Origin of the sequence: Bizionia myxarmorum (assembly GCF_008086205.1) — a bacterium.
GTDB lineage: Bacteria > Bacteroidota > Bacteroidia > Flavobacteriales > Flavobacteriaceae > Algorimicrobium > Algorimicrobium myxarmorum.
On record NZ_VSKK01000001.1, the window covers coordinates 963,936 to 977,547 of the forward strand.

Sequence of the window (13,612 nt, forward strand, 5' to 3'; positions counted from 1 at the left end):
AAAAAGAAAAAATATGATAGGATATTATATATTAATTGGTGCCATTGCTTTAGTAAGTTGGGCGGTTAGTAATCAATTAAAAAAGAAATTTAAAAAGTATTCCCTAGTTCATTTAAAAAATGGCATGAGCGGAAAAGAGATAGCTGAAAAAATGCTGTCTGACAATGGTATTTATGATGTTGCGGTTATTTCAACACCAGGCCAATTAACAGATCATTACAATCCAAAAAACAAAACGGTTAACTTAAGTGAATCTGTTTATAGTCAGCGTAATGCTGCTTCGGCTGCTGTAGCTGCTCACGAATGTGGTCATGCTGTACAACATGCGCAAGCTTATAGTTGGTTAACCATGCGCTCCACATTAGTGCCTGTTGTAAATGTATCATCAGGTATGTCGCAATGGTTAATTATTGGTGGTTTGGTGCTAGGAGGTGCTGCTGGCATAGGTCTTGGTTGGTGGGTTGCCGCTGCGGGTGTTATTTTAATGGGATTAGCTACCATATTTAGTTTTATTACTTTACCAGTAGAATATGATGCCAGTAACCGCGCACTAGCGTGGTTGGATAGTAAGCATATGCTAACACGTGATGAACATGCTGCTGCGGAAGATGCTTTAAAATGGGCAGCTAGAACCTATTTGGTTGCCGCTATTGGTGCATTAGCGTCGTTAGCCTATTGGGCACTTCAAATTTTTGGAGGTCGCGATTAGAACATAAAATATTTTAATAACTAAAAGTCAGGTGTTATGCATCTGACTTTTTTTAGTCATTTTGGTATGTATTGAACATTTTTATTTGGAAATATTAATTTTCAAGTATTCCCAGATACCATAATAAAAGCTCCTGAACACTCAGGAGCTTTTTACTTTTATATTGAAATTATATTACCTAAATTTTTATCTGTCTATCAATTTGCTGATTTAAAGATATAAAAGTTTCCGTTCTAGAAACACCAGCAATAGATTGAATATCCTTATTCAATAAATGCATTAAATGCTCATTATCCTTACAAAGTATTTTTATAAAAATACTCCAGTTTCCCGTAGTATAATGACATTCTAACACTTCAGGAATTTTCTGAAGTTGCTTTACTGCTTCAGGATTACTCATAGCTTTATCTAAATAAATACCTATAAAAGCCATAGTTGTATAACCTAGAATTTTCGGGTTAATAACAAACTTGGAACCTGAAATAATACCAGATTTTTCAAGTTTCCGAAGACGCTGATGAATGGCAGCTCCAGAAATTCCGACTTCACGAGCAATTTCCAGAACCGGCGTTCGGGCATCAATCATTAAAGCACGCAAAATGGTTTTGTCTATGCCATCAATCGTAATTTCTTTGTCGTTAACCTTCATATTAAATTTATTTCAAGAACGTTTTATAACGGTTATAAATTCAATGGGTTATAACCTAAATAGGGCACTTCTGTTTCGTTAAAAGCAATGCCATAGGTTTCTAATTCTTTCAAAATTGGTTCGTAAACTTCTTTATTAATTGGCATTTGAACACCTGGTGTTTTAATTTTCCCATTTAAAATTGCTAATGTCGCTATGGCAACAGGCAATCCAACAGTTTTGGACATAGCTGTATAGGTTTGATCTTCACCAATGGTAACCATAGTGGAGTCTATTTGATGTTTTTTACCGTCCATTTCATAACCAAACTTATGGTACATAACAATCATATCTTTATCTTCTTCTTCTAAAGTCCAGCTATCCATTAATATCTTTTGAAGAATTTCTGCAGGCGTTGCTTTTTTCAGTTCAACTGGTTTTTTTGCATTGAAAAGATCTAACTCCAGAAGTTTATCCCAAACAATATCATCTTGGTCTATTTTTAAAGCATGTCTGAATTTTAGCTCAACAGAATCTGTTGGGCTGTATGGTAAAAAAGCATTCACGAAATCGCGATAGCTCATATTTTCGCTGTCATCAATAGTGTAGCTATCATCTGTCATTCCTAATTGAACAAACATATTCCAAGCGCGACTAAAGCCAACGCGACGCATAGTTCCGCGATATAAGGTGCGTACTTCATCTAAACCATAAACAGATTGATATTTTAACGAATCACGGTTGGCATAACCTTCAAAACGACCAAAACCTGCGACATCTAAAAATTCCGTTCTTCTAAACAAACGGTTATAAGGAATATATTTATAAGTGTTTTCTTGTAAAAATTTAGCGGCGCCGCCTTGTCCGGCAACAACCACATTTCTTGGGTTCCATGTAAATTTGTAATTCCATAAGTTATTATCGCTTTCTGGAGCTACTAATCCACCTGTAAAAGATTCAAAAAGAATCATTTTTCCACCGGCATCTCTAATTCTATCAATAACGTGCATGGCGCTCATATGGTCTACTCCAGGATCTACGCCAATCTCGTTCATGAAAATTAGGCCCTTATCACGAGCTGCTTTATCAAGATTTTGCATTTCATCACTTATATAAGATGCTGTTACCATATTTTTATTGAAGGTAATACAATCTCTAGCCACTTCAATATGATAGCGTGCTGGCAACATAGAAATAACAATATCACAATTTTGAATCGCATTTTGACGTGATTCTTTATCAAAAACATCTAGCATGATGGCTTGCGCATTATCGTGATTATTGATAAGTTTTTTAGCGTGTGCAAAGTTTACATCGCCAACAATGATTAATAAATCTTCTTGATCAGATTTTTCTAATAAATATTTTATAAGGTAAGATGCGGATTTTCCAGCACCAATGAGTAATATCTTTCGCATAATGGATTATGTTGAGTATTTTTGTTATCACGAAAGTAAGAAATTGTGAGTGTTATAAAAACGTAAAACACAAATAATATGAATAAGCAAGTGTTAATTTTAGGCGCTGTTTTTGGATTAACAGCAGTGATTTTAGGTGCTTTTGGCGCTCATGGACTGAAGGATTTAATTTCCGCAGAACAAATTGCAACATTTGAAACTGGCGTACGTTATCAAATGTATCATGCTTTATTTTTGCTATTTGTGGGTATGATGCCTGATATTGAATTGAAAACAAAACGCGTTATTTTTTATTTAGTATTAGCTGGGATATTATTATTTTCAGGCTCCATTTATGGTTTGGCAACGAACAGTTTAACACCTTTTGATTTTAAAACTATAGGATTCATTACGCCAATTGGTGGGTTGTTACTTATCATTTCGTGGCTTCTATTGTTAGTAAAGTTTTTGAAAAACAAATCTGAAATTTCTATAAATTAAGTGCATAGGTTAAAATAATGTTTAATTTTGCAGAATAAACAACACATACTATTATGATAGATCATACTCAAGCATCGAAAACGATTTCATTAGAAAATTATGGAATTAAAAATGCTAAAGTGCAATATCAGTTATCATCAGAAGAGCTACACAACTTAACGCTAAAGAAAGGGCAAGGTGTGGAAGCATCATCTGGTGCTTTGGCTGTAAACACAGGTGAGTTTACAGGACGATCGCCTAAAGATCGTTTTATTGTTAAAGACGATATTACCAAAGATCGCGTTTGGTGGGGAAATATTAATATCCCATTCGAATCTGATGCCTTCGAAAAATTATACAATAAAGTAACCGATTATTTATCGGACAAAGAAGTTTTTGTTAGAGACAGCTACGCCTGTGCTGATGAAAGCTACCGATTAAATATTCGTGTTATTACAGAAACGCCTTGGAGCAATATGTTTGCTCATAATATGTTTTTAAGGCCAGAAGAATCGGAACTTAAAGATTTTAAACCAGAATGGACGTTAATATGCGTTCCAAGCTTTATGGCTGATCCTGAAGTTGATGGAACACGCCAGCACAATTTTGCCATTTTAGATTTTACGCGTAAAATTGCTTTAATTGGTGGAACTGGTTACACAGGCGAAATTAAAAAAGGGATCTTTTCTGCATTAAACTTTATATTACCGGTTTTCAAAAACACATTGCCAATGCACTGTAGTGCTAACGTTGGTGAAGATGGTGATACTGCAATTTTCTTCGGACTTTCGGGAACTGGAAAAACGACCTTATCTGCTGATCCAAATCGTAAATTAATTGGTGATGATGAGCATGGCTGGACAAATGAAAATACCGTATTTAATTTTGAAGGTGGCTGTTATGCGAAGGTTATAAATTTATCCAGAGAAAATGAACCAGATATTTTTAATGCTATCAGACCCGGTGCTATCCTGGAAAACGTTATCATGGATAAAGACGGTGTCGTAGATTTTGAAGATACAACTATCACTCAAAATACACGTGTAAGTTATCCAATAGATCATATTAGTAACATTCAAGTGCCATCAATTGGTAAAAATCCTAAAAATATTTTCTTTTTAACTGCTGATGCTTTTGGTGTATTGCCTCCAATTTCAAAATTAACACCAGGCCAAGCTGCTTACCACTTTATCTCTGGTTATACAGCTAAAGTTGCAGGAACAGAAGCAGGAATAGATGAGCCTCTTCCAAGTTTTTCAGCTTGTTTTGGTGCACCTTTTATGCCGTTGCATCCTACAAAATATGCGGAGATGTTAAGTAAAAAAATGCAAGACGCTAATGTAAATGTGTGGTTAGTAAACACGGGATGGACAGGAGGTCCTTACGGCGTTGGAACACGAATGAAATTAAAATATACCCGCGCTATGATTACCGCCGCTATGGATGGTAGTTTAGATGCTGCAAATAATGGTGAGTATCATGAGCATTCTATTTTTGGAGTTCACTTACCACGCGTTTGTCCTAATGTTCCTTCGGAAGTTTTAAGTCCAAGATCTACATGGAACAACGATGAAGGGTATTATAAAACGGCTAATAAGTTAGCTGCATCTTTTCAAGAAAACTTCGCTAAATTTGAAGAATTTGCGAATGCAGATATTATGGCAGGAGCACCACGTGTAAATTCGTAACGGACTACGAACCAATTAATTTGGTGTTTTATTAATAATATTTTCTTGTTAGAATAGGTTTAAAATTGTAGTTTTATGCTCACAATTTTAAACCTATTTTTTATGAAAAAAACTACTTATTTATTCGCAATTTTTATTGCTTTTTATTCATTTTCATTTGCTCAATGTCCTGGAACTCCAGAACCAGGATACACTTGTATTCCTGATGCCGCCTTTGAGCAGGCTTTAATTAACTTTGGTTATGATTCTGAAGGAGTTCTTGACGGACGTATCCTTACTGCAGATGCTGAGGCCGCAAACGGTACGCTAGGATTGGCGAACCAAGGATTAACAGATCTAACGGGTTTAGAAGCTTTTATTAACTTGGACGGTGTAGATTTCTCGTATAATACAGCATTAGCTGCATTAGATGTTACTGCAAACGTAAATTTAATTGATGTAAATTTAGAAGGTTGTGCATCCTTGAGTTCATTAAACGTTTCGGGATTAACCGCATTAGAGAATATTAATGTTTATGGCTCTGTACTAACAACTGTAGATTTATTAACAAACACGTCACTTTTAGTGTTTAATGCACGTTTCGCAGCTCTTCAAACAATGGATTTTTCAGCAAATGCATCTATTTTAGATGTTAATTTAAGAAATAATACTTTGACATTTGTTGATATGAGAAATGGCAACAATGCGCTAACTGTTCTTAGAGCTGATAACAATAACGGTCCAGGATGTATTTTGGTAAATGATGAAACAGAGACTAATTTAGTTAACTGGAATCCAGGTGGGTTATCAATATACGAGACTGAAGGCGAATGTCCTACGTTAAGTGTTGAGAAAGAGAACTCAACCGTTTTTTCTATCTATCCTAATCCTGCTAAAGGCTACGTAAATGTTTCTTCAAATTTAGAGGCAACTACGAATTTAGGTGTTTATGATATTACTGGAAAGCTAGTATTGACTAACACTATTTCTTTTGGTAATAACAAATTAAATATTGCATCTCTTTCATCTGGTATCTATTTAATGCGCGTTTCTACAAGCACAAAAACAATTACTAAAAAGCTAATCATTAAGTAGTTTTTTAAATCTTAAATTTTTACATAAAAAAAAGCCCAATTGAAATTTCAATTGGGCTTTTTTGTAGCTTAAAATTAAGCTTATTTCTTTTTGTTTACTTCCTTAATGTATTTTTCTAAAGCCATGGTCATAGATGGTGTTTCTGGCGTTGGTGCGGAGATATCTACACGTAAACCATGTTCTTCAACAGCTTTAATAGTGGTGTTTCCAAACACTGCTATACGCGTGTCTTTCTGTTCAAAGTCTGGAAAGTTATGAAATAAAGATTCAATTCCTGAAGGACTAAAGAATACTAAAATATCATAATAAACATCTGCTAAATCCGATAAATCACTAATAACCGTTTTGTAAAAAATGGCTTCTTTCCATTCTACATTTAAAGCATTTAAAGTTTCTGGAACTTCTGGCTTCAATTTATCAGTAGTTGGTAATAGGAAGGATTCGCCTTTATACTTTTTAATTAATGGTGATAAGTCAGCAAAATTCCGCTTTCCTACATAAATTTTACGTTTTCTGTACACTACATATTTTTGTAGATAAAAGGCAACGGCTTCTGACTGGCAGAAGTATTTCATGCTATCAGGCACTTTAAAGCGCATTTCATCAGCAATTCTAAAAAAGTGGTCTACAGCATTTCTACTGGTTAAAATAATGGCCGTATATTTTGATAAATCTACTTTTTGTTGTCTAATTTCTTTTGCATCAACGCCTTCTACATGTATAAACGGTCTAAAGTCAATTTTAACTTTTTGCTTTTCCTGAAGATCAAAGTATGGCGAATTTTCTATTTTAGGTTCTGGTTGAGATACTAAAATTGTTTTCACTTTCATAGATTATTTCTTTTAGTTGAAATGCTAAACATTTATAGCCATTTGGTACAAAATGATATAAGGCGCGATTTCAAGAGTGCAAAGATACAAAATAAAATAAAACATATTCTGTTTAATAAGATTTTGATAAGTCTTAACCGTTGTTATTATGCCGATTATAAATATTAATAAAATTAAGGCCCAGATGCCGTATATAACAACGTTTCCAACAAATAAACCATAAATTAAAATGGCGTTAAGAGGCATAATTAGAAGACCTAAAAAATTCTTATAGCTTATTTTTTGAAATAAATAGTTTTCTATTAGAAAATCTATCTCAAAAACACTTCCTATTAAGCGTTCAATGAGCGTTTTCATAATAAAAAATATGGCTACTATGGCTGCAAATTTCAGTAAAACGACTGCCGATAATTCTAAGTCAACCGTTAGATGATTGTATGTTATAAAACTGAAGATGGTGATGGCTAAAACAAAATTTATAAATAAAAGCCCATCAAAAAGATCAAAAAATTTCTGGTCTTTGGAATAGATTTTTAGGTATTTCGAATTACCTAAAACCTGAACAAATTCGTGGAAACGTTTCGTGAAAAGAATCTTGGCAATTGTTATTAGAATGAGTCCTACAACAATTAAAATGGTAAATAAATCGTTTGAAATTACATTACGCAGCATGTCGTAAAATTATTATAAATTATTGTACTTGTATCTAATATTTTAAGGAATATTTAAAAAATAGTAACTTTTAAATAGTTTACATTTGCTAAAAATAACCGTTTGTCATGTCAGACACGATTGTCATAATTCCTACTTTTAACGAAATAGAAAATATAGAAGCCATAATTAGGGCTGTGTTTTCACAGGAAAAAATGTTTCATGTACTGGTGGTAGACGATAATTCACCTGATTTAACGGCTAAAAAAGTTAAGGAATTACAACAGGAATTTCCCCAGCAATTGCACCTTTTACAACGTGAAGAAAAAACAGGTTTAGGTACCGCTTATATTGCTGGTTTTAAATGGTGTTTAGCGCGAGATTATGCCTATATTTTTGAAATGGACGCTGATTTTTCGCATAACCCAAACGATTTAATTCATTTGTATAATGCCTGTCATTTACAGCAAGCTGACATAGCGGTTGGATCTAGATATGTAACCGGTGTAAATGTTGTAAATTGGCCAATGAGTAGGATTTTACTATCTTACTTTGCCTCCAAATATGTGCGTTTAATTACCCGCATGAAACTTCATGATACCACAGCTGGTTTCGTTTGCTACAAGCGTCAGGTTTTGGAAACTATAGATTTAAATAGCATTAAATTTGTTGGTTATGCTTTTCAAATTGAGATGAAATTTAAAGCTTATTTAAAGGAATTTAAAATAGTTGAAGTCCCCGTAATTTTTACCGATCGCTCTAAGGGGAAATCTAAAATGAGTGGCGGTATTATTTCCGAAGCCATATTGGGTGTAATAAGTATGAAAATAAATAGTTTTTTTAGAAAGAAATAATAATAATATGAATTCTGCAATTGCTTTATTAATTAAGAATGGAAAGATAGTTAATGAAGGAACTATTTTTGAAGGTGATATTTATATTGAAAATGATATCATTAAGGAAATAGCACCTATAATTAGTGTAAAGTCTGGCAACGTCAAGGTTATTGATGCTGAAGGAAATTATATTCTACCTGGCGTTATTGATGATCAAGTGCATTTTAGAGAGCCTGGTTTAACTCATAAAGGTGATATTGAAAGTGAATCCAAGGCCGCAATTGCTGGTGGAATTACCTCTTTTATTGAAATGCCCAATACCAATCCGCAAACTACAACTATTGAAAAGCTAGATGAAAAATTTGCCATTGCAGCAAAAACATCATACGCGAATTATTCGTTTATGTTTGGTGGTACTAATGATAATTTAGAAGAAATACTCAAAGTAAATCCGAAAGAAGTTGCCGGATTAAAATTGTTTTTAGGTTCTTCTACAGGGAATATGTTAGTGGATGATCCAGCGGTTTTAGAAAAAATATTTTCAAGTACAGATATGGTTATTTCTGTGCATTGTGAAGATGAAGCTACTATAAAAGCCAACTTAAAAACCTATGTGGACAAATATGGTGAGGACATTCCTATGAAATGCCATCCGCTTATTAGGAGTGAAGAAGCATGTTACTTATCATCTTCCCAAGCCATTGCATTAGCTAAAAAAACAGGTGCGCGTTTACACGTTTTTCATTTGTCTACAGCTAAAGAAACAGCTTTGTTCACAAATAAAATTCCTTTAAAAGATAAAAAGATTACTGCTGAAGTTTGTGTGCATCATTTATTATTTTCTGATGAAGATTACGACAAAAAAGGAACCCATATTAAATGGAATCCGGCTGTAAAAACGGCTAAAGATCGGGATGGACTGTGGAAAGCACTATTGGATGGCAGAATAGATGTTATTGCATCAGACCATGCGCCACACACGCTAGATGAAAAAAACAATTCGTATGCACAAGCGCCGTCTGGAGGGCCATTGGTTCAGCATGCGTTGGTTGCCATGTTGGAAGCGCATCATCAAGGAAAAATAACCGTTCCAAAATTAGTGGAGAAAATGTGTCACAATCCAGCTATTCTTTTTCAAGTGGAAAATCGCGGATATATAAAAGAAGGCTTTTTTGCCGATTTGGTGATTGTAGATTTGAACAACCCATGGACTGTTAAGAAAGAAAATATATTATATAAATGCAGTTGGTCTCCTTTTGAGGGCGCTACTTTTAAATCTCGCGTTACACATACTATTTTAAACGGACGTTTAGTATTTGAACATAATAAAATTAGTAAAGAAAGAGCAGCCAAACGCTTAACTTTTAATAGATGAAAAAGAACCTAATTTACGCTGTTTTTATGTTGGTCCTTATGGGATGCAGCCAATTTGGTGGGCCAAAAAAACCAAAGAATTTAATTTCTAAAAACGACATGGTTTCTATTTTAGTGGATTTGTCTTTGTTGTCTTCAGCTAAAGGGGTTAATAAAATGGTTTTGGAAAATAACGGTATTTCTCCAGAAGATTATGTGTATAAAACGCATAATATAGACAGTTTACAGTTTTTAAACAGCAATAGTTATTATTCCTATAACACGGAAGATTATGAAGTTATTTTAAAACGCGTAGAGGATAGTTTAAACGCTTTAAAAACTAAATATAAAGCTGTCATTAACGAAAAGCTAAATAAAGACATGAAATCTAAACAGCTAAATGATAGTAATGCTAGTTCCGATTCTATCAGAAAGAAATCAAGACGGATTCCTTAAATTTTGGTTGTCTCTTAAAAACATCTTTGCCGTTTGTTTTGCACTTTTTTCTATAGGCGTAAATTCGAAATTTAATTGATCTTTTATTTTCTCATTATCATAAATTGTTGTGCTCTGTGAAGACGCAATCATAGGTTTCATTAATTTTCTAGGTCTACCGGTTAGTAGGTTTTTTAACCAATCCAATCGCCACGCCATACTTAATATCCAAAAACCTGCTTCTATATGCGGTGGTTTTTTCTGTAAATTTTCTGCAATTAGACCCAAAAACCTTTTGTAGGTAACATGTTCGCCAACCATAATAAAGCGTTCATTTGTTATGGAACTTTCCATAAGACGCATCATTCCAACAGTTACATCCTTAACATACACGCTAGCTACATGTCCTTTAGTGTAAAACGAGAGACCCTTATAAATTTGTGTAAAAATGCCGCCTGTTCCTTCATGCCAAAGTCCTGGGCCTATAATTACACCTGGATTTACTATTACAGCATTTAAACCTTCTTGAGTGCCGCGCCAAACTTCTATTTCCGCACCGTATTTGGTTATGGCATACACGTTATTATCTTTTTCTGAATTCCAATCGGTTTCTTCATTAACATGTTTACTTTTTTCAGAATCGCTAATAGTTGCCACGCTACTCACATAACAAAGCTTTTTAATACTGTTGCTAATGCATAAATTAACGATGTTGGCTGTGCCTTCAATATTCGTTTTCCGAAGTTTATGATAATCTTTAGGATCAAATGAAATCATCGCAGCACAATGATACACATAGTCAACGTTTTCAAAAGCTTCAATAAGTTGTGGAATGTTTAATAAATCGGCTTCAACCCATTCAATTTTATTGAAAAGCGCCAAATAATCTTCAGTATAATAGGAAAATATGCGTTTTACAATAGCTTGTTTTTCTTCTGTTCTATAAATGGCTTTAACCGTTTTATTAGCGGTAAGCAATTCATATAATAAATGTGAACCGACTAAACCGGTACCTCCTGTAACTAAAATCATACATACAAAATAAAGAATTATTCAGAAAGCGCAAAGGTTTATGTATTGATTTTTATCTTTGCGCCATATAATTTTTATTAGTAAAGAAAATGGCAAATGCATTTGTTGAAGATTTAAGATGGCGCGGTATGGTTCATGATATCATGCCCGGAACGGAAGAGCAACTTTCAAAAGAAATGACAACCGCATATATAGGTTTCGATCCTACCTCTGACTCGCTTCATATTGGAAGTTTAGTGCCTATTATTTTGTTGGTTCACCTAGAAAAAGCGGGTCATAAACCTATGGCTTTAGTGGGTGGTGCAACTGGAATGATTGGTGACCCTTCTGGAAAAAGCGATGAGCGTAATCTTTTAGATGAACGGGCTTTAAACAAAAACGTAGCGGGAATTAAAAGCGTGTTATCTCGTTTTTTAAATTTCGATTCTAAAGCGGAAAACGCACCAATTTTAGTGAATAATTACGACTGGATGAAAGATTTTTCATTCATTGATTTTGCTAGAGATGTTGGTAAGCGGATAACCGTAAATTACATGATGTCCAAAGACTCTGTAAAAAAACGACTTTCAGGTGAAGATGGCAACGTAGGTATGTCTTTCACCGAATTTACATATCAATTAATTCAAGGCTACGATTTTTACCATTTGTATAAAAATTACAACGTATTGCTTCAAATGGGCGGAAGTGACCAATGGGGAAATATAACCACTGGAACGGAATTAGTAAGACGTATGACGGTTGGTGAAGAGGCCAAAGCCTACGCCATGACCTGTCCGTTAATCACAAAGGCCGATGGTTCGAAATTCGGTAAAAGTGAAGGCGGCAATATTTGGTTAGATGTGGATAAAACATCCGTTTATAAGTTTTACCAGTTCTGGTTAAATTCCTCGGATGAAGATGCTGAAAAATACATCAAGATTTTTACGTTTTTAGAGCGAGCAGCTATTGAAGCGCTTATTAAGGAACATCAAGAATCGCCTCATTTGCGACTACTTCAAAAGCGTTTAGCTGAAGAGGTGACCACATTTGTACATTCCAAGGCAGATTATGAAAATGCTGAAAAAGCGTCTAATATACTTTTTAGTAAATCGTTTAAGGAAGATATTAAAACCCTGGATGAAAAGACATTTTTAGATGTTTTTGAAGGTGTGCCGCAAGCGGAAATTTCTAGAGGAGATTTTGAAGCAGGACTAGATATGATTGGTGCGCTATCTGCACAAACTAATTTTTTAGCGTCTAATGGCGAAGCTAGACGCGCATTAAAAGAGAATTCGATATCGGTTAATAAGGAAAAGGTTAGTGAGAGTTATATGCTTTCCGATGCCGATTTAATTAATAATCAATACATCATTATTAATAAAGGGAAGAAGAACACCTATATTATAAAAGTGTTGTAAAATAAGAAACGCCTCGATATACATCGGGGCGTTTCACTTATTAACCAACCAACTAAAAAAAATCAATCTTTTTCATAGCAGTTATTAAGTCGTAACTTTTTCTAGTTCCTTACAAAGCCATTAAATTACAGCCGCGAATATCTGAATTATCAAATCTTCCAATAATTTCAAAAGTGCCATTATCATGGACTTTTCCTAAATCTTGTGTCGCAATAAAAGAGCAAGAATTAAAATTGGCCAAATCAATTATATTTAATCCTCCGGTTTTATTGGTTGCTTGAATGGTTAAAGCATCTTCAGTATCACGTGTTAAAACCCGCATCCAAGCAGGGCATTTAAAAACGCCATGTCCTAAAGAATAAGCCTGACTTAAAAGTTCCGTCATACCGTATTCACTATGAATTTCTGGAACGCCAAAGCCTTTTTTTAGAATATCGTGAAGTTCATTTCTAATGAGCTCTTTGCGTCTTCCTTTCATACCACCCGTTTCCATAATGATGGTGTTTTTTAATTGGAATTCATGAAATTCCACCAAATCCAATAGGGCAAAAGAAACGCCAATGAATAATACCTTTCGGTTTTCAGATTCTAGTTTTAAGAGTGTATTTTTTAAAGCTTCTAAATCATGTAGATAAAAACCACTTTCCGGCTGTTGGGATTGCTTAATAAAAGCATCGGCCATATAGATTAAAGATGAGCCATCGCGTTCTAGATAACTAGGTAATAAGGCCAAAACAACATAATCTTCAATAGCACCATAAAACTGTTTGAAGGCGGCTTCATAGCTCCTCTCATAAACGGATAAATCCGTAACCAAATGCTTACTTGTAGTTTGACCTGTCGTTCCAGAACTGGTAAATATTTTTTGAATTGCCGCTGTTGAACTAAGGACATCATGCGATTTAAAAAATTGAATAGGTAGAAATGGAATATCTTCAACCCGATGAATATCACTAGGGTTTTTATATAACAAATCGCAAAAAGAGCGATACACAGAATTGTTTTCAAATTGGAATTTAAAAACTTGAAGCGCATTTTTCTCAAAAGCTTCTGCTGAATCTATTTTGAATATATCTGATGGATTTATCATGACTACAAAAGT

General features: G+C 34.2%; 14 protein-coding genes. 8 read left to right on the forward strand and 6 right to left on the reverse strand.

The features are described from left to right. Nucleotides 1–13 precede the first annotated feature (13 nt). Complete coding sequence (locus ES674_RS04310; protein ID WP_148402743.1) at nt 14–709, forward strand: zinc metallopeptidase; 696 nt, start codon at nt 14–16, stop codon at nt 707–709. A 178-nt stretch (nt 710–887) separates the two neighbouring features. On the opposite strand, the gene ES674_RS04315 is transcribed toward ES674_RS04310, so the two are convergent. Then, on the reverse strand, nt 888–1,358 hold the full coding sequence (locus ES674_RS04315) for an Lrp/AsnC ligand binding domain-containing protein (protein WP_148402744.1): 471 nt from the start codon (nt 1,356–1,358) through the stop codon (nt 888–890). A 32-nt stretch (nt 1,359–1,390) separates the two neighbouring features. Continuing rightward, on the reverse strand, nt 1,391–2,755 hold the full coding sequence (locus ES674_RS04320) for a saccharopine dehydrogenase family protein (RefSeq protein WP_148402745.1): 1,365 nt from the start codon (nt 2,753–2,755) through the stop codon (nt 1,391–1,393). 78 nt (nt 2,756–2,833) lie between these two features. Here ES674_RS04320 and ES674_RS04325 point away from each other — a divergent pair, with 78 nt between their 5' ends. The 3 genes from ES674_RS04325 to ES674_RS04335 all read left to right on the forward strand — a co-directional run bounded on the left by ES674_RS04325 (nt 2,834) and on the right by ES674_RS04335 (nt 5,976). Continuing rightward, nucleotides 2,834–3,235: a DUF423 domain-containing protein gene (locus ES674_RS04325; protein ID WP_148402746.1), complete on the forward strand. Its 402-nt coding sequence runs from the start codon at nt 2,834–2,836 to the stop codon at nt 3,233–3,235. Nucleotides 3,236–3,288: 53 nt separating this feature from the next. Further along, nucleotides 3,289–4,902 (forward strand): phosphoenolpyruvate carboxykinase (ATP), encoded by a 1,614-nt coding sequence (gene pckA / locus ES674_RS04330; RefSeq protein WP_148402747.1) that lies wholly within the window; start codon nt 3,289–3,291, stop codon nt 4,900–4,902. Between the two features lie 102 nt (nt 4,903–5,004). Further along, nucleotides 5,005–5,976, forward strand: coding sequence for a T9SS type A sorting domain-containing protein (locus ES674_RS04335; protein WP_170233959.1), 972 nt, complete (start codon nt 5,005–5,007; stop codon nt 5,974–5,976). A gap of 80 nt (nt 5,977–6,056) precedes the next feature. Here ES674_RS04335 and ES674_RS04340 read toward each other — a convergent pair whose 3' ends face one another. Then, nucleotides 6,057–6,806, reverse strand: coding sequence for a uroporphyrinogen-III synthase (locus tag ES674_RS04340; RefSeq protein ID WP_148402749.1), 750 nt, complete (start codon nt 6,804–6,806; stop codon nt 6,057–6,059). A 24-nt stretch (nt 6,807–6,830) separates the two neighbouring features. Further along, nucleotides 6,831–7,478 carry a DUF4271 domain-containing protein gene (locus ES674_RS04345; protein WP_148402750.1) on the reverse strand — a complete coding sequence of 216 codons (648 nt, stop codon included), beginning with the start codon at nt 7,476–7,478 and terminating at the stop codon, nt 6,831–6,833. Between the two features lie 107 nt (nt 7,479–7,585). On the opposite strand from ES674_RS04345, the gene ES674_RS04350 reads away from it, so the two are divergent. The 3 genes from ES674_RS04350 to ES674_RS04360 are packed head-to-tail and all read left to right on the forward strand — an operon-like array spanning nt 7,586 to nt 10,102. Next, the gene (locus tag ES674_RS04350) at nt 7,586–8,311 is read left to right on the forward strand and encodes a polyprenol monophosphomannose synthase (RefSeq protein ID WP_148402751.1); all 726 of its coding nucleotides are present in this window, start codon (nt 7,586–7,588) and stop codon (nt 8,309–8,311) included. Between the two features lie 7 nt (nt 8,312–8,318). Further along, a complete protein-coding gene (locus ES674_RS04355) occupies nt 8,319–9,668 on the forward strand; it encodes a dihydroorotase (RefSeq protein ID WP_148402752.1) in 1,350 nt (449 codons plus the stop codon). Further along, a complete protein-coding gene (locus ES674_RS04360) occupies nt 9,665–10,102 on the forward strand; it encodes a DUF4296 domain-containing protein (protein ID WP_148402753.1) in 438 nt (145 codons plus the stop codon). The genes ES674_RS04355 and ES674_RS04360 overlap by 4 nt, the downstream gene beginning before the upstream one ends. Here the strand turns inward: ES674_RS04360 and ES674_RS04365 are convergent. After that, nucleotides 10,085–11,113 carry an SDR family oxidoreductase gene (locus ES674_RS04365; RefSeq protein WP_148402754.1) on the reverse strand — a complete coding sequence of 343 codons (1,029 nt, stop codon included), beginning with the start codon at nt 11,111–11,113 and terminating at the stop codon, nt 10,085–10,087. The two genes, ES674_RS04360 and ES674_RS04365, sit on opposite strands and share 18 nt — an antisense overlap. An 89-nt stretch (nt 11,114–11,202) precedes the next feature. Here ES674_RS04365 and tyrS point away from each other — a divergent pair, with 89 nt between their 5' ends. Beyond that, nucleotides 11,203–12,510 (forward strand): tyrosine--tRNA ligase, encoded by a 1,308-nt coding sequence (tyrS, locus tag ES674_RS04370; RefSeq protein WP_148402755.1) that lies wholly within the window; start codon nt 11,203–11,205, stop codon nt 12,508–12,510. 109 nt (nt 12,511–12,619) lie between these two features. On the opposite strand, the gene ES674_RS04375 is transcribed toward tyrS, so the two are convergent. After that, nucleotides 12,620–13,600 (reverse strand): LuxE/PaaK family acyltransferase, encoded by a 981-nt coding sequence (locus tag ES674_RS04375; RefSeq protein WP_148402756.1) that lies wholly within the window; start codon nt 13,598–13,600, stop codon nt 12,620–12,622. Nucleotides 13,601–13,612: the final 12 nt, after the last annotated feature.

Excerpts from the sequence above, each read along its gene's own strand:
- ES674_RS04350 (WP_148402751.1), top strand. The coding sequence starts at position 7,586 with ATGTCAGACACGATTGTCATAATTCCTACTTTTAACGAAATAGAAAAT.
- ES674_RS04360 (WP_148402753.1), top strand. The coding sequence starts at position 9,665 with ATGAAAAAGAACCTAATTTACGCTGTTTTTATGTTGGTCCTTATGGGA.
- ES674_RS04345 (WP_148402750.1), bottom strand. The coding sequence starts at position 7,478 with ATGCTGCGTAATGTAATTTCAAACGATTTATTTACCATTTTAATTGTT.
- tyrS (WP_148402755.1), top strand. The coding sequence starts at position 11,203 with ATGGCAAATGCATTTGTTGAAGATTTAAGATGGCGCGGTATGGTTCAT.
- ES674_RS04340 (WP_148402749.1), bottom strand. The coding sequence starts at position 6,806 with ATGAAAGTGAAAACAATTTTAGTATCTCAACCAGAACCTAAAATAGAA.
- ES674_RS04320 (WP_148402745.1), bottom strand. The coding sequence starts at position 2,755 with ATGCGAAAGATATTACTCATTGGTGCTGGAAAATCCGCATCTTACCTT.
- ES674_RS04325 (WP_148402746.1), top strand. The coding sequence starts at position 2,834 with ATGAATAAGCAAGTGTTAATTTTAGGCGCTGTTTTTGGATTAACAGCA.
- ES674_RS04315 (WP_148402744.1), bottom strand. The coding sequence starts at position 1,358 with ATGAAGGTTAACGACAAAGAAATTACGATTGATGGCATAGACAAAACC.
- pckA (WP_148402747.1), top strand. The coding sequence starts at position 3,289 with ATGATAGATCATACTCAAGCATCGAAAACGATTTCATTAGAAAATTAT.
- ES674_RS04355 (WP_148402752.1), top strand. The coding sequence starts at position 8,319 with ATGAATTCTGCAATTGCTTTATTAATTAAGAATGGAAAGATAGTTAAT.
- ES674_RS04310 (WP_148402743.1), top strand. The coding sequence starts at position 14 with ATGATAGGATATTATATATTAATTGGTGCCATTGCTTTAGTAAGTTGG.
- ES674_RS04375 (WP_148402756.1), bottom strand. The coding sequence starts at position 13,600 with ATGATAAATCCATCAGATATATTCAAAATAGATTCAGCAGAAGCTTTT.
- ES674_RS04335 (WP_170233959.1), top strand. The coding sequence starts at position 5,005 with ATGAAAAAAACTACTTATTTATTCGCAATTTTTATTGCTTTTTATTCA.
- ES674_RS04365 (WP_148402754.1), bottom strand. The coding sequence starts at position 11,113 with ATGATTTTAGTTACAGGAGGTACCGGTTTAGTCGGTTCACATTTATTA.